15 protein-coding genes are annotated in these 12,977 nt (G+C 65.2%); 9 read left to right on the forward strand and 6 right to left on the reverse strand.

Annotation, left to right across the window (positions count from 1 at the left end; all coding sequences use genetic code 11):
- From IBL26_RS21950 to IBL26_RS21960, 3 genes are all read right to left on the reverse strand, one after another.
- The coding region (locus tag IBL26_RS21950) for a helix-turn-helix domain-containing protein (protein ID WP_187786659.1) at positions 1 to 383 on the reverse strand (383 nt) is incomplete at its 3' end.
- Positions 383 to 637, reverse strand: coding sequence for a type II toxin-antitoxin system RelE family toxin (locus tag IBL26_RS21955; protein ID WP_187786660.1), 255 nt, complete (start codon positions 635 to 637; stop codon positions 383 to 385). The genes IBL26_RS21955 and IBL26_RS21950, both read right to left, overlap by 1 nt.
- 499 nt (positions 638 to 1,136) lie before the next feature.
- The gene (locus IBL26_RS21960) at positions 1,137 to 1,673 is read right to left on the reverse strand and encodes a DUF6428 family protein (RefSeq protein ID WP_187786661.1); all 537 of its coding nucleotides are present in this window, start codon (positions 1,671 to 1,673) and stop codon (positions 1,137 to 1,139) included.
- Positions 1,674 to 1,702: 29 nt separating this feature from the next.
- Here IBL26_RS21960 and IBL26_RS21965 point away from each other — a divergent pair, with 29 nt between their 5' ends.
- From IBL26_RS21965 to IBL26_RS21980, 4 genes are read left to right on the forward strand one after another with little or no spacing between them, the layout of a single operon-like run.
- Positions 1,703 to 2,059, forward strand: a complete 357-nt coding sequence (locus IBL26_RS21965) for an ArsR/SmtB family transcription factor (RefSeq protein WP_187786662.1) — start codon at positions 1,703 to 1,705, stop codon at positions 2,057 to 2,059.
- The gene (gene arsC, locus IBL26_RS21970; RefSeq protein ID WP_187786663.1) at positions 2,056 to 2,493 is read left to right on the forward strand and encodes an arsenate reductase (glutaredoxin); all 438 of its coding nucleotides are present in this window, start codon (positions 2,056 to 2,058) and stop codon (positions 2,491 to 2,493) included. The genes IBL26_RS21965 and arsC overlap by 4 nt, the downstream gene beginning before the upstream one ends.
- Positions 2,490 to 3,563, forward strand: coding sequence for an ACR3 family arsenite efflux transporter (gene arsB, locus IBL26_RS21975; RefSeq protein WP_277817350.1), 1,074 nt, complete (start codon positions 2,490 to 2,492; stop codon positions 3,561 to 3,563). Before arsC ends, arsB begins: the two co-directional genes overlap by 4 nt.
- 29 nt (positions 3,564 to 3,592) lie before the next feature.
- A complete protein-coding gene (locus IBL26_RS21980; protein WP_367615486.1) occupies positions 3,593 to 4,744 on the forward strand; it encodes an MFS transporter in 1,152 nt (383 codons plus the stop codon).
- Positions 4,745 to 4,852: 108 nt separating this feature from the next.
- Here IBL26_RS21980 and argC read toward each other — a convergent pair whose 3' ends face one another.
- Positions 4,853 to 5,830: an N-acetyl-gamma-glutamyl-phosphate reductase gene (argC, locus tag IBL26_RS21985; protein WP_187786665.1), complete on the reverse strand. Its 978-nt coding sequence runs from the start codon at positions 5,828 to 5,830 to the stop codon at positions 4,853 to 4,855.
- Between the two features lie 409 nt (positions 5,831 to 6,239).
- A complete protein-coding gene (locus IBL26_RS21990; RefSeq protein WP_187786666.1) occupies positions 6,240 to 7,136 on the reverse strand; it encodes an AraC family transcriptional regulator in 897 nt (298 codons plus the stop codon).
- Between the two features lie 134 nt (positions 7,137 to 7,270).
- On the opposite strand from IBL26_RS21990, the gene IBL26_RS21995 reads away from it, so the two are divergent.
- Genes IBL26_RS21995 through IBL26_RS22015 form a run of 5 tightly spaced genes read left to right on the forward strand, consistent with a single transcriptional unit; the run spans position 7,271 to position 10,645 of the window.
- Positions 7,271 to 8,014, forward strand: coding sequence for an SDR family NAD(P)-dependent oxidoreductase (locus IBL26_RS21995; RefSeq protein ID WP_187786667.1), 744 nt, complete (start codon positions 7,271 to 7,273; stop codon positions 8,012 to 8,014).
- A 13-nt stretch (positions 8,015 to 8,027) separates the two neighbouring features.
- On the forward strand, positions 8,028 to 8,429 hold the full coding sequence (locus IBL26_RS22000; RefSeq protein ID WP_187786668.1) for a VOC family protein: 402 nt from the start codon (positions 8,028 to 8,030) through the stop codon (positions 8,427 to 8,429).
- The gene (locus tag IBL26_RS22005; RefSeq protein ID WP_187786669.1) at positions 8,426 to 9,415 is read left to right on the forward strand and encodes a saccharopine dehydrogenase family protein; all 990 of its coding nucleotides are present in this window, start codon (positions 8,426 to 8,428) and stop codon (positions 9,413 to 9,415) included. Before IBL26_RS22000 ends, IBL26_RS22005 begins: the two co-directional genes overlap by 4 nt.
- Before the next feature lie 2 nt (positions 9,416 to 9,417).
- A complete protein-coding gene (locus tag IBL26_RS22010) occupies positions 9,418 to 10,161 on the forward strand; it encodes an SDR family NAD(P)-dependent oxidoreductase (RefSeq protein ID WP_187786670.1) in 744 nt (247 codons plus the stop codon).
- A gap of 31 nt (positions 10,162 to 10,192) precedes the next feature.
- A complete protein-coding gene (locus IBL26_RS22015) occupies positions 10,193 to 10,645 on the forward strand; it encodes a VOC family protein (protein WP_187786671.1) in 453 nt (150 codons plus the stop codon).
- A gap of 983 nt (positions 10,646 to 11,628) precedes the next feature.
- Here the strand turns inward: IBL26_RS22015 and IBL26_RS22020 are convergent.
- Positions 11,629 to 12,435, reverse strand: coding sequence for a hypothetical protein (locus IBL26_RS22020; protein ID WP_367615487.1), 807 nt, complete (start codon positions 12,433 to 12,435; stop codon positions 11,629 to 11,631).
- Between the last annotated feature and the right edge of the window lie 542 nt (positions 12,436 to 12,977).

Consider the following 12,977-nt stretch of genomic DNA (forward strand, 5'->3'; position numbering starts at 1 on the left):
GGCAGGAGGTCGCTGGCGTCAACGCCAAGCGCTTTCGCCAACGCGACGATAGCCACGGCGCTTCCTGGCTTCTTCCCTGTCTCGATCTCGGAGAGGTAGACAGGACTGATGCCGGCGATCTCCGAGAGTGCTCGGGCTGTTAGGCCACGGCGCTTCCGCCAGACCCGGATCGGGCTCACCCCTTCCGCGATCTGCATCACCTCTTCCATCGTCAGACTGTCGGCGCGGACCGCCTCCAACCCCTGCCGTTTAACCATGGTGTCAAAGGCTGCCAGTGCCCGGCGGTCACTCGTGTCTTCGGCCGCGGCGATCAGGGCGTCGAAATCCTCGCGACGCAGCGTTACCGTGTCTGCCGTCTCGGCAATGGGTCCAATATAGGCCATCACTCGTAAACCTCCCTGCGGTGAGCGATGCGGATGACAAACACGTCGCCGTCGACCACCGTAAAAATGGCGCGCCAGTCCCCCTGCCGGACCCGGAAGCGTCCCGCTGGCTCGCCTTTTATGGCGAGGACGTTGGGATGCTGCGTAGCAGGCTCGGCTGCGATCGCGTCCAGTCGGCTCTTCAGCTGTTCGCGCTCTCGCTTCGGCATCGCGAGGAATTCCTTGGCGGCAGAGCGGAGCAGGATCAGCGGCATACCGATAATTAGCTGACAGCTTATATAACGGCAAGTCGAAATTCGCTATCAGCTCATTTTAGGATCTCCTAAGCCCCACTTGGTTGTCAGTAAGCAGTGTTCGCTGGGTATCGGCTCCCTGCAGCGCGTAGGACAGCGCCTCGGTGATCTCGTCCGGGGTCGCGGCGATGAGCTCAGTGGAGAGGGCGGCAGACGATTCTGACAGGGAGGGAGGGGCGACCATGGCTTGAACCTATCAGGGTAAAGGAACAAAGAAAGAACATTTCAAGGGGTGATGCGTTGCATCTGTTCCGGTTGACCGTCGAGACTATCCCGGCCGGCGTTCATCCTTTGGGCCTCTGGTGGCATAGACAGCCGCCCGGCTGAAGAGCGCATCCAACTCAGGCGTGCTGTCCGCAGGCAACGGTAAATCACCCAGCAGGGAGGTAGAGAGGACGCGGTTGATCATCCAGGCATTATAGCGCCTCTTCTACCTCATGCCGTCCGATCAGCTCCGGCGTCAGCAGCAGCCGCTTTGAGGCGTGCAGCAAGCGTTGCCCTTGGCCGCTTCCTGCTCCGCCCGGTGCCGTGGCTTGCAGATGGCGGGGCGGGGGCCAAGCTCGATCACGACGCGGGTAGACTCGATCCGGATCGCCTCGACGTCGAAGACCTGCATGGGGCGGCCGGGAGGGCCAACCTCGAAGGTCAACCGGCCGTCCTCCTGAAGGCTGACCCGCTCGGCCACCTTCCCTAAAATCGCGAGGAACTTGCCGACCTCCATGTGCTCGGGCTTCTCGGCCGAGGCGGGCAGATCCTCCACCTGTAGGATCGTCTCCTGCCAGGCGTCCGGGTTGCCCCCGCAGTCGAGGGTGACGAAGGAGCCGGCTTTCACCTCGGTCACATGGTAGCCGCCCTGGATCAGTTGACCATCGTAGCGGATGAGCAGCTGTCGCGTGCCATGGGCCCTCAGGGCGTTGCGCACGGCACCCAGCGACGCATCGCCCTGAAAGCTGATGGTCAGAGGCAGAGCAGGCGCGTTCATTTTTACCTCTTTCATCTCAACACATCTTGAGACATTAAGGTGCCATGGATGAAATGCAAGCACTCGATGCCCTTGGTGCCCTTTCGCAGGAGACCCGCCTGCGGATCGTGCGCCTGCTGGTGACAGCCGGCCCGGACGGCATGGCCGCCGGTGCCATCGGCGAGGCGATGGGCGCTACCTCGTCGCGCTTGTCTTTCCATCTCACCCACCTCGAACACGCCGGCCTGGTGCAGTCGCGGCGGGAGGGGCGGTCTATCCGCTATTCGGCCGCTTACGACGCCTTGTCCGGCCTCATCGCCTTCCTGATGCGCGACTGCTGTCAGGGCCACCCGGCCGTCTGCACACCGGCGGTCGCCGCGCTCGCGGCCTGCGCCTGCCCCTCTCCGGAGCCCCCAAAATGACTGTCACAATCTACCATAACCCGGATTGCGGGACGTCTCGCAACGTCCTGGCCCTGATCCGGAACAGCGGTGAAGAGCCAGAGGTCATCGAGTACCTGAAGGCACCGCCGACCCGGGACGTGCTGGCCGACCTGATCCGCCGCATGGACATCCCGGTTCGCGCCGTGCTGCGCGAGAAGGGCACGCCCTACGCGGAGCTGGGCCTCGGCGATCCGACGCTGACCGACGACCAGCTGCTCGACGCTATGATGGCGCATCCCATCCTGATCAACCGGCCCATCGTGGTGACGCCCCTCGGCGTGCGGCTGTGCAGGCCATCCGAGACCGTGCTCAACCTCCTGCCCAGCGCGCAACGCGAGGCCTTCACCAAGGAGGACGGCGAGAAGGTCATCGACGACCAGGGGCGCCGCGTGTCGCCCGGGAACAACGCATGAGCGGGGCCACTGAGGGCGAGGCGGCCATAAGGCGCCGCCGTGCGCCCATGGGCACCTTCGAGCGCTACCTGACTCTCTGGGTCGCGCTCGGCATCGTCGTAGGCATCGTGCTCGGTGCCCTCCTGCCCGGGCCGTTCCGGGCGCTTGGCCGCATGGAGGTGGCCCAGGTCAACATCCCAGTCGCGCTCCTGATCTGGGCGATGATCGTGCCGATGCTGCTCCGCGTCGATTTCGCCGCCATGGGGCAGGTCGCCCAGCACTGGCGCGGCATCGCCGTCACGGTCGGCATCAACTGGCTGGTGAAGCCCTTCTCCATGGCGCTGCTGGGCTGGCTGTTCATCGGCTGGCTGTTCCGACCCTGGCTGCCCGAGGGGCAGGTGGACAGCTACATCGCCGGGTTGATCCTGCTCGCCGCGGCGCCCTGCACGGCGATGGTCTTCGTGTGGTCCCGCCTGACGGACGGAGACGCCAACTTCACCCTGTCCCAGGTCGCGCTGAACGATGCCATCATGCTGGTGGCCTTTGCGCCGGTGGTCGGCCTGCTGCTTGGCCTGTCCGCCATCACGGTACCCTGGGATACCCTGTTCCTCTCGGTCGGCCTCTACATCGTTCTGCCCCTCGTCGCGTCACAGATTTGGCGGCGGGCGTTGCTGGCTTCCGGCGGCGAGGCGGCGCTCGAGCGCAGGCTGAAGGCGCTGAATCCGGTGTCGCTGGTGGCCCTGCTCACCACGCTGGTGCTGCTGTTCGGGTTCCAGGGTGAGCAGATCCTCGCTCAGCCGCTGGTGATCCTGCTGCTGGCGGTGCCCATCCTGATCCAGGTCTACTTCAACGCAGGGCTGGCCTACGTGCTGAACCGCCAGTGCGGCTCCGCCCACAGCGTCGCGGGACCCTCCGCCCTGATCGGCGCCTCCAACTTCTTCGAGCTGGCCGTCGCGGCGGCCATTGCCCTGTTCGGATTCGAGAGCGGCGCCGCGCTAGCCACGGTGGTCGGTGTGCTGGTGGAGGTGCCCGTTATGCTCTCGGTGGTCCACATCGTGATGCGGACGAAGGGCTGGTACGAGCGGGCATGAGTAGCATGGGTCTCGCGCGACGCCGGGGCGTGGTCACCACCACCCTCGGCATCACGCAAACTCTGGCCTGGGGTTCTACCTACTACCTCCCAGCCGTGTTCGCTGACCCAATCTGCGAGGCTTTGGACCTGTCGCGGGCGTGGTTCTTCGGGATCTTCTCTGGGGCGCTGCTGCTCTCCGGGCTGGTCGGGCCAACCGCCGGACGGCTGATCGACACCTATGGCGGCCGGGACGTCCTCGCTGCCTCCAACCTCGTCTTCGCGGCCGGGCTGGCGCTACTGGCCTGGGCGTCGGGGCCGGTCACGCTGGCCCTGGCCTGGGCGGTGATCGGGATCGGCATGGGATTCGGGCTATATGAGGCCGCCTTCGCCACTGTCACCGGCCTCTACGGACGCGAGGCCCGCAATGCCATCACTGGCATCACCCTCTTCGCGGGATTCGCCTCGACGGTGGGGTGGCCAGCCAGCGCCTTCATGATCGACGCCCTGGGTTGGCGCGGCGCTTGTTGGGCATGGGCCGCCATGCACCTGGTCGTCGCGCTGCCGATGAGCCGCTTTCTGGTCGCGAAGGCGCCGCCGCCCGAGCCGATGGCTGCCGCCGACGAAGCGGCGCCCGAAGGCATGCCGTGGAGCATGATCATCCTGGCCGCCGTCTTTGCTGGCACGGCTGTCGTTTCCACGGCCATGGCAGCCCACTTGCCGCGCATCATCGAGGCGCTGGGTGCGGCGCCGACTGCTGCAATCTTCGCGGCTTCACTGGTCGGCCCGGCGCAGGTCGCGGCGCGGGTGGCGGAGTTCGCGTTGCTGCGGAAAGCATCGCCTCTTATCACGGCCCAGCTCGCTGCCGGCCTGCATCCTGTCGGCGCGGTGCTACTCGCCTTCCTGGGGCCAGTAGCGGCCGTGCCCTTCGTGCTCCTGCACGGCGCCGGGAATGGCTTGCTGACGATTGCCAAAGGAACACTACCGCTCGCCCTCTTTGGGCCGGCCGGGTACGGCCTGCGGACAGGGTTGTTGGCGGCGCCAGCGCGGCTCCTCCAAGCTGGGGCGCCGCTCTTGTTTGCACTGGTGCTGGATGTGGCAGGGCCACGCACGGTGTTGTTGCTATCGGGCACCCTTACCGTGCTCTCGTTGCTTGCACTGTTAGTTCTCGCCCGTCGAATGCATCAACCAGGCGGCAGCTGATAATTCTCCAACTCCACGCCATTCCGTCCGAAAATGCCTGGCTTCGGACGGAGTAGGTGCCCGTCCATAGCGAACGCCACTATGGGTGGTTTGCGGACCTGACGCCTTTCATGGCCAAACAGGCACGCCGTCCAGCCCCGCAGTTTCTGGAATGCCAAAGATCAGGTTCGCATTCTGTACTGCATGGCCGGCCGCTCCCTTGCCGAGATTGTCGACCACGCCCATCGCGATCACCAGGTTACGCTCCGGATCGGCGGCGTAGCTGACGAAGGCGAAGTTGGAGCCGGTCGCCCATTTGGTCTGCGGTGGCTTGTCGGTCACGCGGACGAACGCCCGGCCGGCGTAGAAGGTCCGGGCCGCATCCAGGCACTGCTCCGTGCTGGCGCGGCCGCGGCAGTAGATGGTGACAAGTACGCCACGGGTCATCGGCACCAAGTGTGGCGTGAACACCAGTGCGGCTGCGCTGCCGCCGCTCAGCCGTTCGATTGTCTTGGTCATCTCGGGCATATGGGTGTGCTTTAGCAGACCGTAGGGCGCCAGGTTCTCGTTGCTCTCGGCGTAGCCGAACCTGTTGTCGGCGCCGCCCCGGCCAGCACCGGAGATGCCGGTCTTTGCATCGATGATGATATTTTCGGACTCGATCAGTTTGTTGGCCAGCAGGGGTGCCAGCGCGGTCAGCGTCGCTGCGGGGAAGCAGCCGGGGTTGGCAACGCGGGTCTGGCCCTCGATCTGGGCTGGCCAGACATCGGCCAAACCGTACGCCCAACCCTCGACGTAGCGGTGGTCGCCGCCGATATCGATGATCTTGACGTCCTTGGGGACGCGCACCAGCGCCTCGGCCGAGGTGCCCGTGGGCAGCGACGCGAACAGCACGTCAAGCTTCGGCAGGGTCGCGGGGTCCCACTTCTCGATCACCAGCTCGGCCAGCTTGGCCGGCACGCCGGGGAAGCGGTCCACCAATCGGCTGCCGGCGCTGCCCTCGCCTGCGGCGTAGACGAGTTCGAAAGACGGGTGGCCTGCGATGAGGCGCATCGCCTCACCGCCGCCAAAACCGCTGATGCCGACGATGCCGACGCGAATGCTCATGGTGGTGTCCTGCTGCTGAAGTGAGGGCAAAGAAAAACCCCCGAAGCCAGAGGCTGCGGAGGTTCGGAGATGCGGGCTGATGCCGCTTCAGGGGTGGACCGCTAGGGAGCGGACCTCACCGGGGAGGGGCCTGTCTGCACGCAGCCACGGAAGCCGCCGCTGGGAAGCAGCGACGGCGTCGGTTTGCGAGGCGGAGGTGAAGGCCACTCATGGGACATCACGGTAGTTGTTAATCTGAACATCTGTCAACGAGGGTCCGTAGCCGTGCCCTGCCAGGGTTGCTCGGGAGCTCGAGGCACTCCTAATCTCACATTCCATCCGAAAAGGCCTGTGGTAGGACGGAATATCGGGAATGAGCTGCTGGCAGCTTTCTACCCATAGCGGTCACCTGCAGATTACTGAGTGCCACTCATTCCCGCGGGCCCGCCTGCTGAAGATAGCGGAAAATCTGTGCAGCGTCCTTGGCTGGAGGCGCCCCAAAGAAGCGGGCGTACTCGCGGCTGAACTGGGTTGCGCTTTCATATCCGACGTCAAAGGCCACGTCGCTTGCCTTCACGCCGCCGCTAACCAGCAGCAGCCGTGCCTGCAGCAGGCGGATGCGCTTCTGGAACTGCACCGGGCTGAGTGCCGTGGCGCTCTTGAAGTGGCGGTGGAAGGCAGAAGGGCTCATGGCGGCGATGGCGGCGAGCGCCTCCACCCGCAGTGGCTCGGCGAAATGCTGTCGGATCCACCGGATGGCGAGGTTGATCCGCGCCAGCGCGGTGCTGGGCGTGGCGATGTCGCGGAGCAGCGCCGCGTGCGGCCCCTGGAGGACGCGATATAGGATCTCGCGCTCATAGGCAGGGGCCAGTGCCGGAATGTCGCCGGGCCGCTCCATCAGGCGCAGCATGCGAACCCAGGCATCCAGCAGTTCGGGCGTCACCGCGGCGACCGAAAATCCCGCCATCGGCGCCTGTGCCGCCGGTGAGGGCAGATCCGTGAGCAAGGTCGCAACCACCTGCGGGTCCAGCGTGAGGCTTACCGCGAGGTAGGGCGTGCCCGATGCGCTCGGATGCACGGCCCCAACGGCGGGCAGGTCGACCGACATCACGAAGTAGGTCGCGGGATCGTAGTGCAGGGTCTGATCGCCGACCGTCATCGACTTGCTGCCTTGCAGGATCAGGTTGACCATCGGGTCGTAGCAGGCGGCGAGTTCATGCTCGGGCACCTGTCCCTGGACCATCGCCACGCGCGGAATGCCCGTCTCGGTCTTCCTGTTCCCGGCCCGCGCAGCCAGGGCGCGCAGTTCAGTCAGCTGCTGTTCCATGCCCCTCACAGTGTCCTGCCTGATATGAGGAAACAACCTGGAAAGCAGGATTAGGCAAGATTCGGGTAGGAACTGCGACGCGCGGTTAGGCGGTTGCCGCATAGCTTCGTCGGCAGATACTGGAGCTATGCACCATGGAAGTCATCGCTATCACAGGCGGCAGCCGGGGCATCGGCGCGGCTGCGGCACGAGCCTGCGCTGATCGCGGCCTGGGCGTCATCCTGACCTACAACAGCCATCCCGAGGCCGCCGAGGCTGTCGTGACGCAGATCGGGCAGAGTGGCGGTCGCGCGGTCGCACTACCGCTCGACATCGCTGACACGGCGAGCTTCCCCGCGTTCCGGGAGGCGGTGACGCGCGCGCTGGAGGAGACCTGGAACGGCGCCAGCCTGCGTGGCCTCGTCAACAACGCGGGGTTCGGGTTCTACAACCCGATTGAGACCGTCCCCGAGGAACAGTTCGACGGCCTGTTCGCGGTGCACCTGAAGGGACCGTTCTTCCTGACGCAGGCGCTGCTGCCGCTGATCCGTGAGGGCGGTGCCATCGTGAACCTGACCAGCGCGACGACACGTGTGGCAACGGCAGGCGTGGCGCCCTACGCCAGCTTCAAGGGCGGGCTGGAGGTGCTGACCCGCTACATGGCCAAGGAGTTCGGCCCGCGCCGCATCCGCGCCAACGCCGTCTCGCCGGGCGCGATCCGGACCGAGCTGGGTGGCGGCCTGACCGACGAGTTCGAGGCAATGCTTGCATCGCAGACAGCGCTCGGCCGCGTCGGTGAGGCGGAGGAGGTCGGCCGCGTCATCGCCAGCCTGCTCACGAACGAGCTCGGCTGGGTCAACGGCCAGTCGATCGAGGTCGGCGGCGGCTACTGCATCTGAGGGGACGGTGACCATGCTCGACCACATCTTCCTGCCGGTCAGCGATATCGCGCGCTCGATCGCTTTCTACCACGCCGCCTTGGTGCCGCTCGGCATCACTGACCGGCTGGATTATGACGGCCGCAACGGCCCGCCCGGTCATCCGGACCTCAAGGGCTTCGGCGCGAACGGGCGCATGTTCTTCTGGCTCCGCGAGGGCGAGGCCAGGAGCCAAGCGGCGCATGTCGGCTTCGTGGCGCGCTCGCGCGAGGCGGTCGACGCCGCCTATGCCGCCGCGATGGCGGCAGGCGCCATGGGTAATGGCACACCGGGCGCACGGCTCCACTACGACCCGCGCTACTACGCGGCGAACGTCCTAGACCCGGACGGCTACAGTCTTGAGTTCGTGTTCAAGCCCTGGCAGCACCCGCAATGACCCGGCTGATGATCTACGGCGCGACCGGCTACACCGGCCGCATGGCCGCCGCACATGCCAGGGCGGCCGGGCTGGACCTCATCCTGGCGGGACGGGACGAGACCCGGCTTGCGGAGCTCGGCCGCTCTCTCGGCGTGGAGCACCGGGTGTTCACCCTGAACCACGACGCTGCAATCGATGCGGCATTGCAGGACGTGGCAATCCTGCTGAACTGTGCCGGTCCCTTTCAGCGCACCGCCGACCCGTTGATTCGTGGGGTCATCCGGGCAGGTACCCACTACCTCGACATCGCCGTCGAATTGGACAGCTACCGTCTGGCCGAGGCTTATGACGCGCAGGCACAAGCCGCCGGGGTCATGCTGCTGCCCGGCAGTGGCGGCAGCGTCGCCATGCTGGGTTCGCTGGCAGGCCGGGCGGCCGAGCGTGTCGGGCGCCCCCACACCATCCGCGTTGCACTGCATGTCGCCGGGGCGATGTCCCGCGGCTCGGCGATTAGCGCGGCTGAGAACCTGACGGGAGACTGCCTTGAGCGCGTCGACGGAGCACTGCGGATCTGCGAGCCAGGTACCACGCAGAACTTCAATTTCGGTAGCGGCCCGGTGACCTGCTTCCCCGTCACGCTGCCCGACCTGGTGACCCTCTGGAAGGCTTTGCAGGCGCCGAATATCGGCACATTCGTCCACGTCTCCGGCAGTGCCTTCCCGACCGGCGACCTGATGGCTTTGCCGGACGGACCCCCCGCCGAGGAGCGTGACGCGAACCGCTACCAGGCCGTAGTCGAGATGACCGGCACTGGGGGAGAGACCGTCCGGGCCATTCTCGACACCGTCAATGGCTACAGCTTCACGTCGTTGGCGGCCGCTGAGGCGGCGCGCCGGGTGCTCGCCGGAGAAGCGCGGTCCGGCTTCCAGACTCCAGCAGGTCTCTTCGGCCATGGCTTCGCCGAGACCATCGCCGACACCACCATCCACATCCTTCAGGACTGAGCATGACCATCATCGACACACCCGTTGTCCTCGTCACCGGGGGCTCCAGCGGCATAGGCTTGGCCATCGCTCGCCACTTCGCCGGGTTGGGCATGCAGGTCGTCCTGGTCGGACGACGGCAGAGCGCGGTGGACGGCGCAGTCTCCAGTGTGGGCGGCAGCGCAGTCGGCCTCACTGCCGACGTAACCAGCCCGGCCGACCTCGAACGGCTATTTGGCGAGGTGAAGGCGCGGTTCGGCCGGTTGGACGTGCTGGTGCCGAATGCCGGTGGTGGGCAGCACGCTCCCTTAGGGCAAATCACCGAGGCACAGTTCGACCAGCAATTCGCGACCAACGTGAAGGGGGTCGTCTTTACGGTGCAGACAGCCTTGCCGCTGATGAAGCCCGGCGCCGCCATCGTCATCGTCGGCTCCACGGCCTCCATCGACCCCGGTCCCACCATGAGCATCTACGGCGCGACCAAGGCGGCCGTGCGGAACCTGGTGCGGAGTTGGGTCAGCGACCTCAAGGGCAGCGGCATCCGCATCAATATCGTCAGCCCCGGTCCGACGAACACGGCCTCTCTGCGAGAGGCGTTCGGTGAACATGCCGAGGAGGGGCTGGCGTTCCTCACCGCCAAAAGCCCGATCGGTCGGATCGGCGAACCAGAAGAGATCGCGGCGGTCGCCGCCTTCCTGGCCAGCGATGCCGCCAGCTACGTCAACGGCGTGGAGCTCTTCGCGGATGGCGGGGCGTCGCAGGCATGACATGGTCCATCGCAGGCAGGGAAGGTGGGTAATGACCGTCAAGAGTGAAGCACCACGTTATGCGGGCGATGCGATCCTCGACCATATCGAGTTCGCCGTGGCGGACGCAGAACGGTCGCGCCGCTTCTATGAGGAGGCGCTCCGCCCTTTCGACATGACCTTCATCATCCGTGTCGGACCCGAGCGGACACGCACGGGCGGCACACGATACGGTTTGGGCCGAGATGGGTATCCGAGGATCTGGTTCCATGATGGCGAGGCTCCGGGCAGTCCCATGCATCTCGCGCTTGCGACCACCGACCGTCGTATCGTGGACGCCTTCCATGTGGGCGCCCTTGCAGCCGGAGGGGCGGACAATGGCCCTCCAGGCGTTCGTGAACTCTACCACTCTGACTACTACGCCGCCTTCGTGCTCGACCCGGACGGAAACAACATCGAGGCTGTGTGCCAGGAACCTGACCAGGAAGTAACGCCGGGACCGTGATCCATATAGCGACGTCCTGCAGAAGGGCGTGTCGCTGCTCCAAGTGCACATGCATGAGGCGTACCCGGAACCGTGCGGGCAAACACTGTACTGGCCTGCACGGAAGCTCTGGGATGGTCCTGCCGTTACGTTCGGTTCTCCACCCCAGCCTCGAAAGCGGACTAGCAGCTTACTGCCAGTTCTGTACGTTTCTCCCTCTTCCGTCCGAAACACTTTGTGATCGGGCGGAGCGTTGGGCATGGCAATTTGGCTATTCTGCAGCCCCAACGACGGGACTACGGGACGGGCACAGTAGCCATCCCGGCCCCGGATCTGGCGCCGCCGGCGCGGCCGGCGTCGGCGCAATCCACTCACTCGCGATAAGAAGGATTATCACGAGTTAGGGCTCGGCGAACACTCGCTAAGCCATTGATTTTTAGCACCTCATTTTGGATGTTTGGCCGGTTCACGGGGGTACAGCCTGCAGGAGGGGTTGCTTCAGCGCAGGCCACGGTTCCCTCGGGTCGCCAATGCGACCGCAAACTGGCCCGCCCGCGCAGCCGCCCGGGACGGCCGCGGCCTCATCGACCCTCGCCCGTGACCACCCCGTACGGGAGCAGGACGCGGAGCGAGCGGCGATGTCCTACTGGCGACCGGCGGCGCGGCGGGAGCGGTCCACTTGGTAAAACGTGACCGCCCTTCCCTCCCAGGCCTCGGCAACGTGAGCGTCCGGCCAGGCGGTCGCCGTCAGCTCCCGGCAAGCCGTGGCCAGACCCAACCCCCCCACGCTAGGCACAGTCCAAAGTCCAGGAGATATGCAAACCACCGCCTCAAAACTCACCCGAAGGAACGTCGTAGACCCAACGGGCCAGGAGGAACGCGCCCCCCTGCCCCGGAACCTGAATAACGAATCTGGGAATCAAGGGAGCATGAGTGAGCGAGATCCTGGAATAGAGGGAGCATGAGCGTCCAATCCGGGAATCGAGGGAGCACGAAGCCCTTGATCACCTTTCCTGCAGAGCCTCTGCTTGGGAAGGTTCGAGATCTAGTTCGGCTTGGCGAAGGCGCCGATGGTTCCAGCGGTAGCGGTAGGTCTTGACCCGCCCGACGCCAATGGCCTCGCAGCCCCAGGACGACAGGCCACCGGCCCGGACCAAGTCGTCGAAGGCCTGGCGGATCTCCCCACGGAACTTCACCCGCCGCTTAATCGGAGCGTTCAGGTAGTCCTCACCGCAGAGTGCGGCGATGTCCACGTCGTCGATCCAGCTGTGGCTGGGCTTGCCGTCGATAAACGGCCAGATGCTTTTGGCGTAGTCTGAGCGCAGCTTGAAATACGTGTCGCCGTCGAGGCTGACCAAGGTCCGGCTCTCGAACATGTCACGGACCCATTTTCCGTAGCGGATGGTCAGACTGCTATCGAGATCGACTCCCGACCATGAAATCTCGCTTATCAGAGTGTCCGAGAAACCTGCGCCAGGAAGCCGACCTTTGGCGATCCCGGCCTCATATTGCTCATAGGCTCCGGCGTAAATCCGGAACGAGACCGACCGCATCTCCTCAAGCGATCGGAGTATCGTAGCCAAGTTATTGACGTGCGCCGTCCGACCCGTGGCCTGCAGCAGAGCGCGCCAGGTCGTGCTCGTTTGGTAAATGACAATGCTCTTGGGTACGCGGAGGTCTGCGCCCTCCCGCCACTCCGGGTTGGTCAGCTCAAACCGGGCAGCCCTGACCCGGAAGAGGGCATACAACGCGTCCCTGTGCTGCGACCCCAGTTCCCGACCATGGACCTCGACTACACTGTGCGGCTTCACGGCGTAGATCCGGGTAGTTGTCGCGTCGCTTAGTCCCTTCTTCCGCGGAGCGAAGGCAGAGGTTCTAGTGAGCTTGGCAGGCAGGACTGCCGGGTTCTGGCGCCCGCGGCGGTTAGCCTGCGTCTTCTCAAACCGAGCTAGACGGGCGATTTCCTTCTCTGCGGTGGTCTGAGCTTTCCTTGGCATGGTCACCCCATACCGCACCCTTCGTTCCCTCTCCAACGATCAGGAATCAAGGGAGCACGAAACTTTCCTAATCGCCTGGGAGAGTGGGATCGGGGCAGTCTTCGGACAGGAATCGAGGGAGCACGAAAGCTTCCGAATCGCACTGGATGGCCGCTGAACGGTCAGGAGATCCACAGAACTGTGGATGACTCCTTTCTAGCCCGTAGAAGAGGGAGCACGAACCGTAGGCCAGGGAGCACGAACAGGAAGAGAAGGAGCATGAGCGGGAAAGGTGGGAGCACGACTCGCGCGGAAGGTCCTGATCCGGCTTGGAAATCCGCCTACAGACGAATCACTGACTCTAAAACAGACTCTAA

The organism is Teichococcus aerophilus (assembly GCF_014490485.1).
Classification (GTDB): Bacteria; Pseudomonadota; Alphaproteobacteria; order Acetobacterales; family Acetobacteraceae; genus Pseudoroseomonas; species Pseudoroseomonas aerophila.

Bases quoted from the DNA above. Each gene is read 5' to 3' on its own strand.
- IBL26_RS21955 (WP_187786660.1), bottom strand. From the start codon at position 637: ATGCCGCTGATCCTGCTCCGCTCTGCCGCCAAGGAATTCCTCGCGATG.
- IBL26_RS21960 (WP_187786661.1), bottom strand. From the start codon at position 1,673: ATGAAAGAGGTAAAAATGAACGCGCCTGCTCTGCCTCTGACCATCAGC.
- IBL26_RS21965 (WP_187786662.1), top strand. From the start codon at position 1,703: ATGGATGAAATGCAAGCACTCGATGCCCTTGGTGCCCTTTCGCAGGAG.
- arsC (WP_187786663.1), top strand. From the start codon at position 2,056: ATGACTGTCACAATCTACCATAACCCGGATTGCGGGACGTCTCGCAAC.
- arsB (WP_277817350.1), top strand. From the start codon at position 2,490: ATGAGCGGGGCCACTGAGGGCGAGGCGGCCATAAGGCGCCGCCGTGCG.
- argC (WP_187786665.1), bottom strand. From the start codon at position 5,830: ATGAGCATTCGCGTCGGCATCGTCGGCATCAGCGGTTTTGGCGGCGGT.
- IBL26_RS21990 (WP_187786666.1), bottom strand. From the start codon at position 7,136: ATGGAACAGCAGCTGACTGAACTGCGCGCCCTGGCTGCGCGGGCCGGG.
- IBL26_RS21995 (WP_187786667.1), top strand. From the start codon at position 7,271: ATGGAAGTCATCGCTATCACAGGCGGCAGCCGGGGCATCGGCGCGGCT.
- IBL26_RS22000 (WP_187786668.1), top strand. From the start codon at position 8,028: ATGCTCGACCACATCTTCCTGCCGGTCAGCGATATCGCGCGCTCGATC.
- IBL26_RS22005 (WP_187786669.1), top strand. From the start codon at position 8,426: ATGACCCGGCTGATGATCTACGGCGCGACCGGCTACACCGGCCGCATG.
- IBL26_RS22010 (WP_187786670.1), top strand. From the start codon at position 9,418: ATGACCATCATCGACACACCCGTTGTCCTCGTCACCGGGGGCTCCAGC.
- IBL26_RS22015 (WP_187786671.1), top strand. From the start codon at position 10,193: ATGACCGTCAAGAGTGAAGCACCACGTTATGCGGGCGATGCGATCCTC.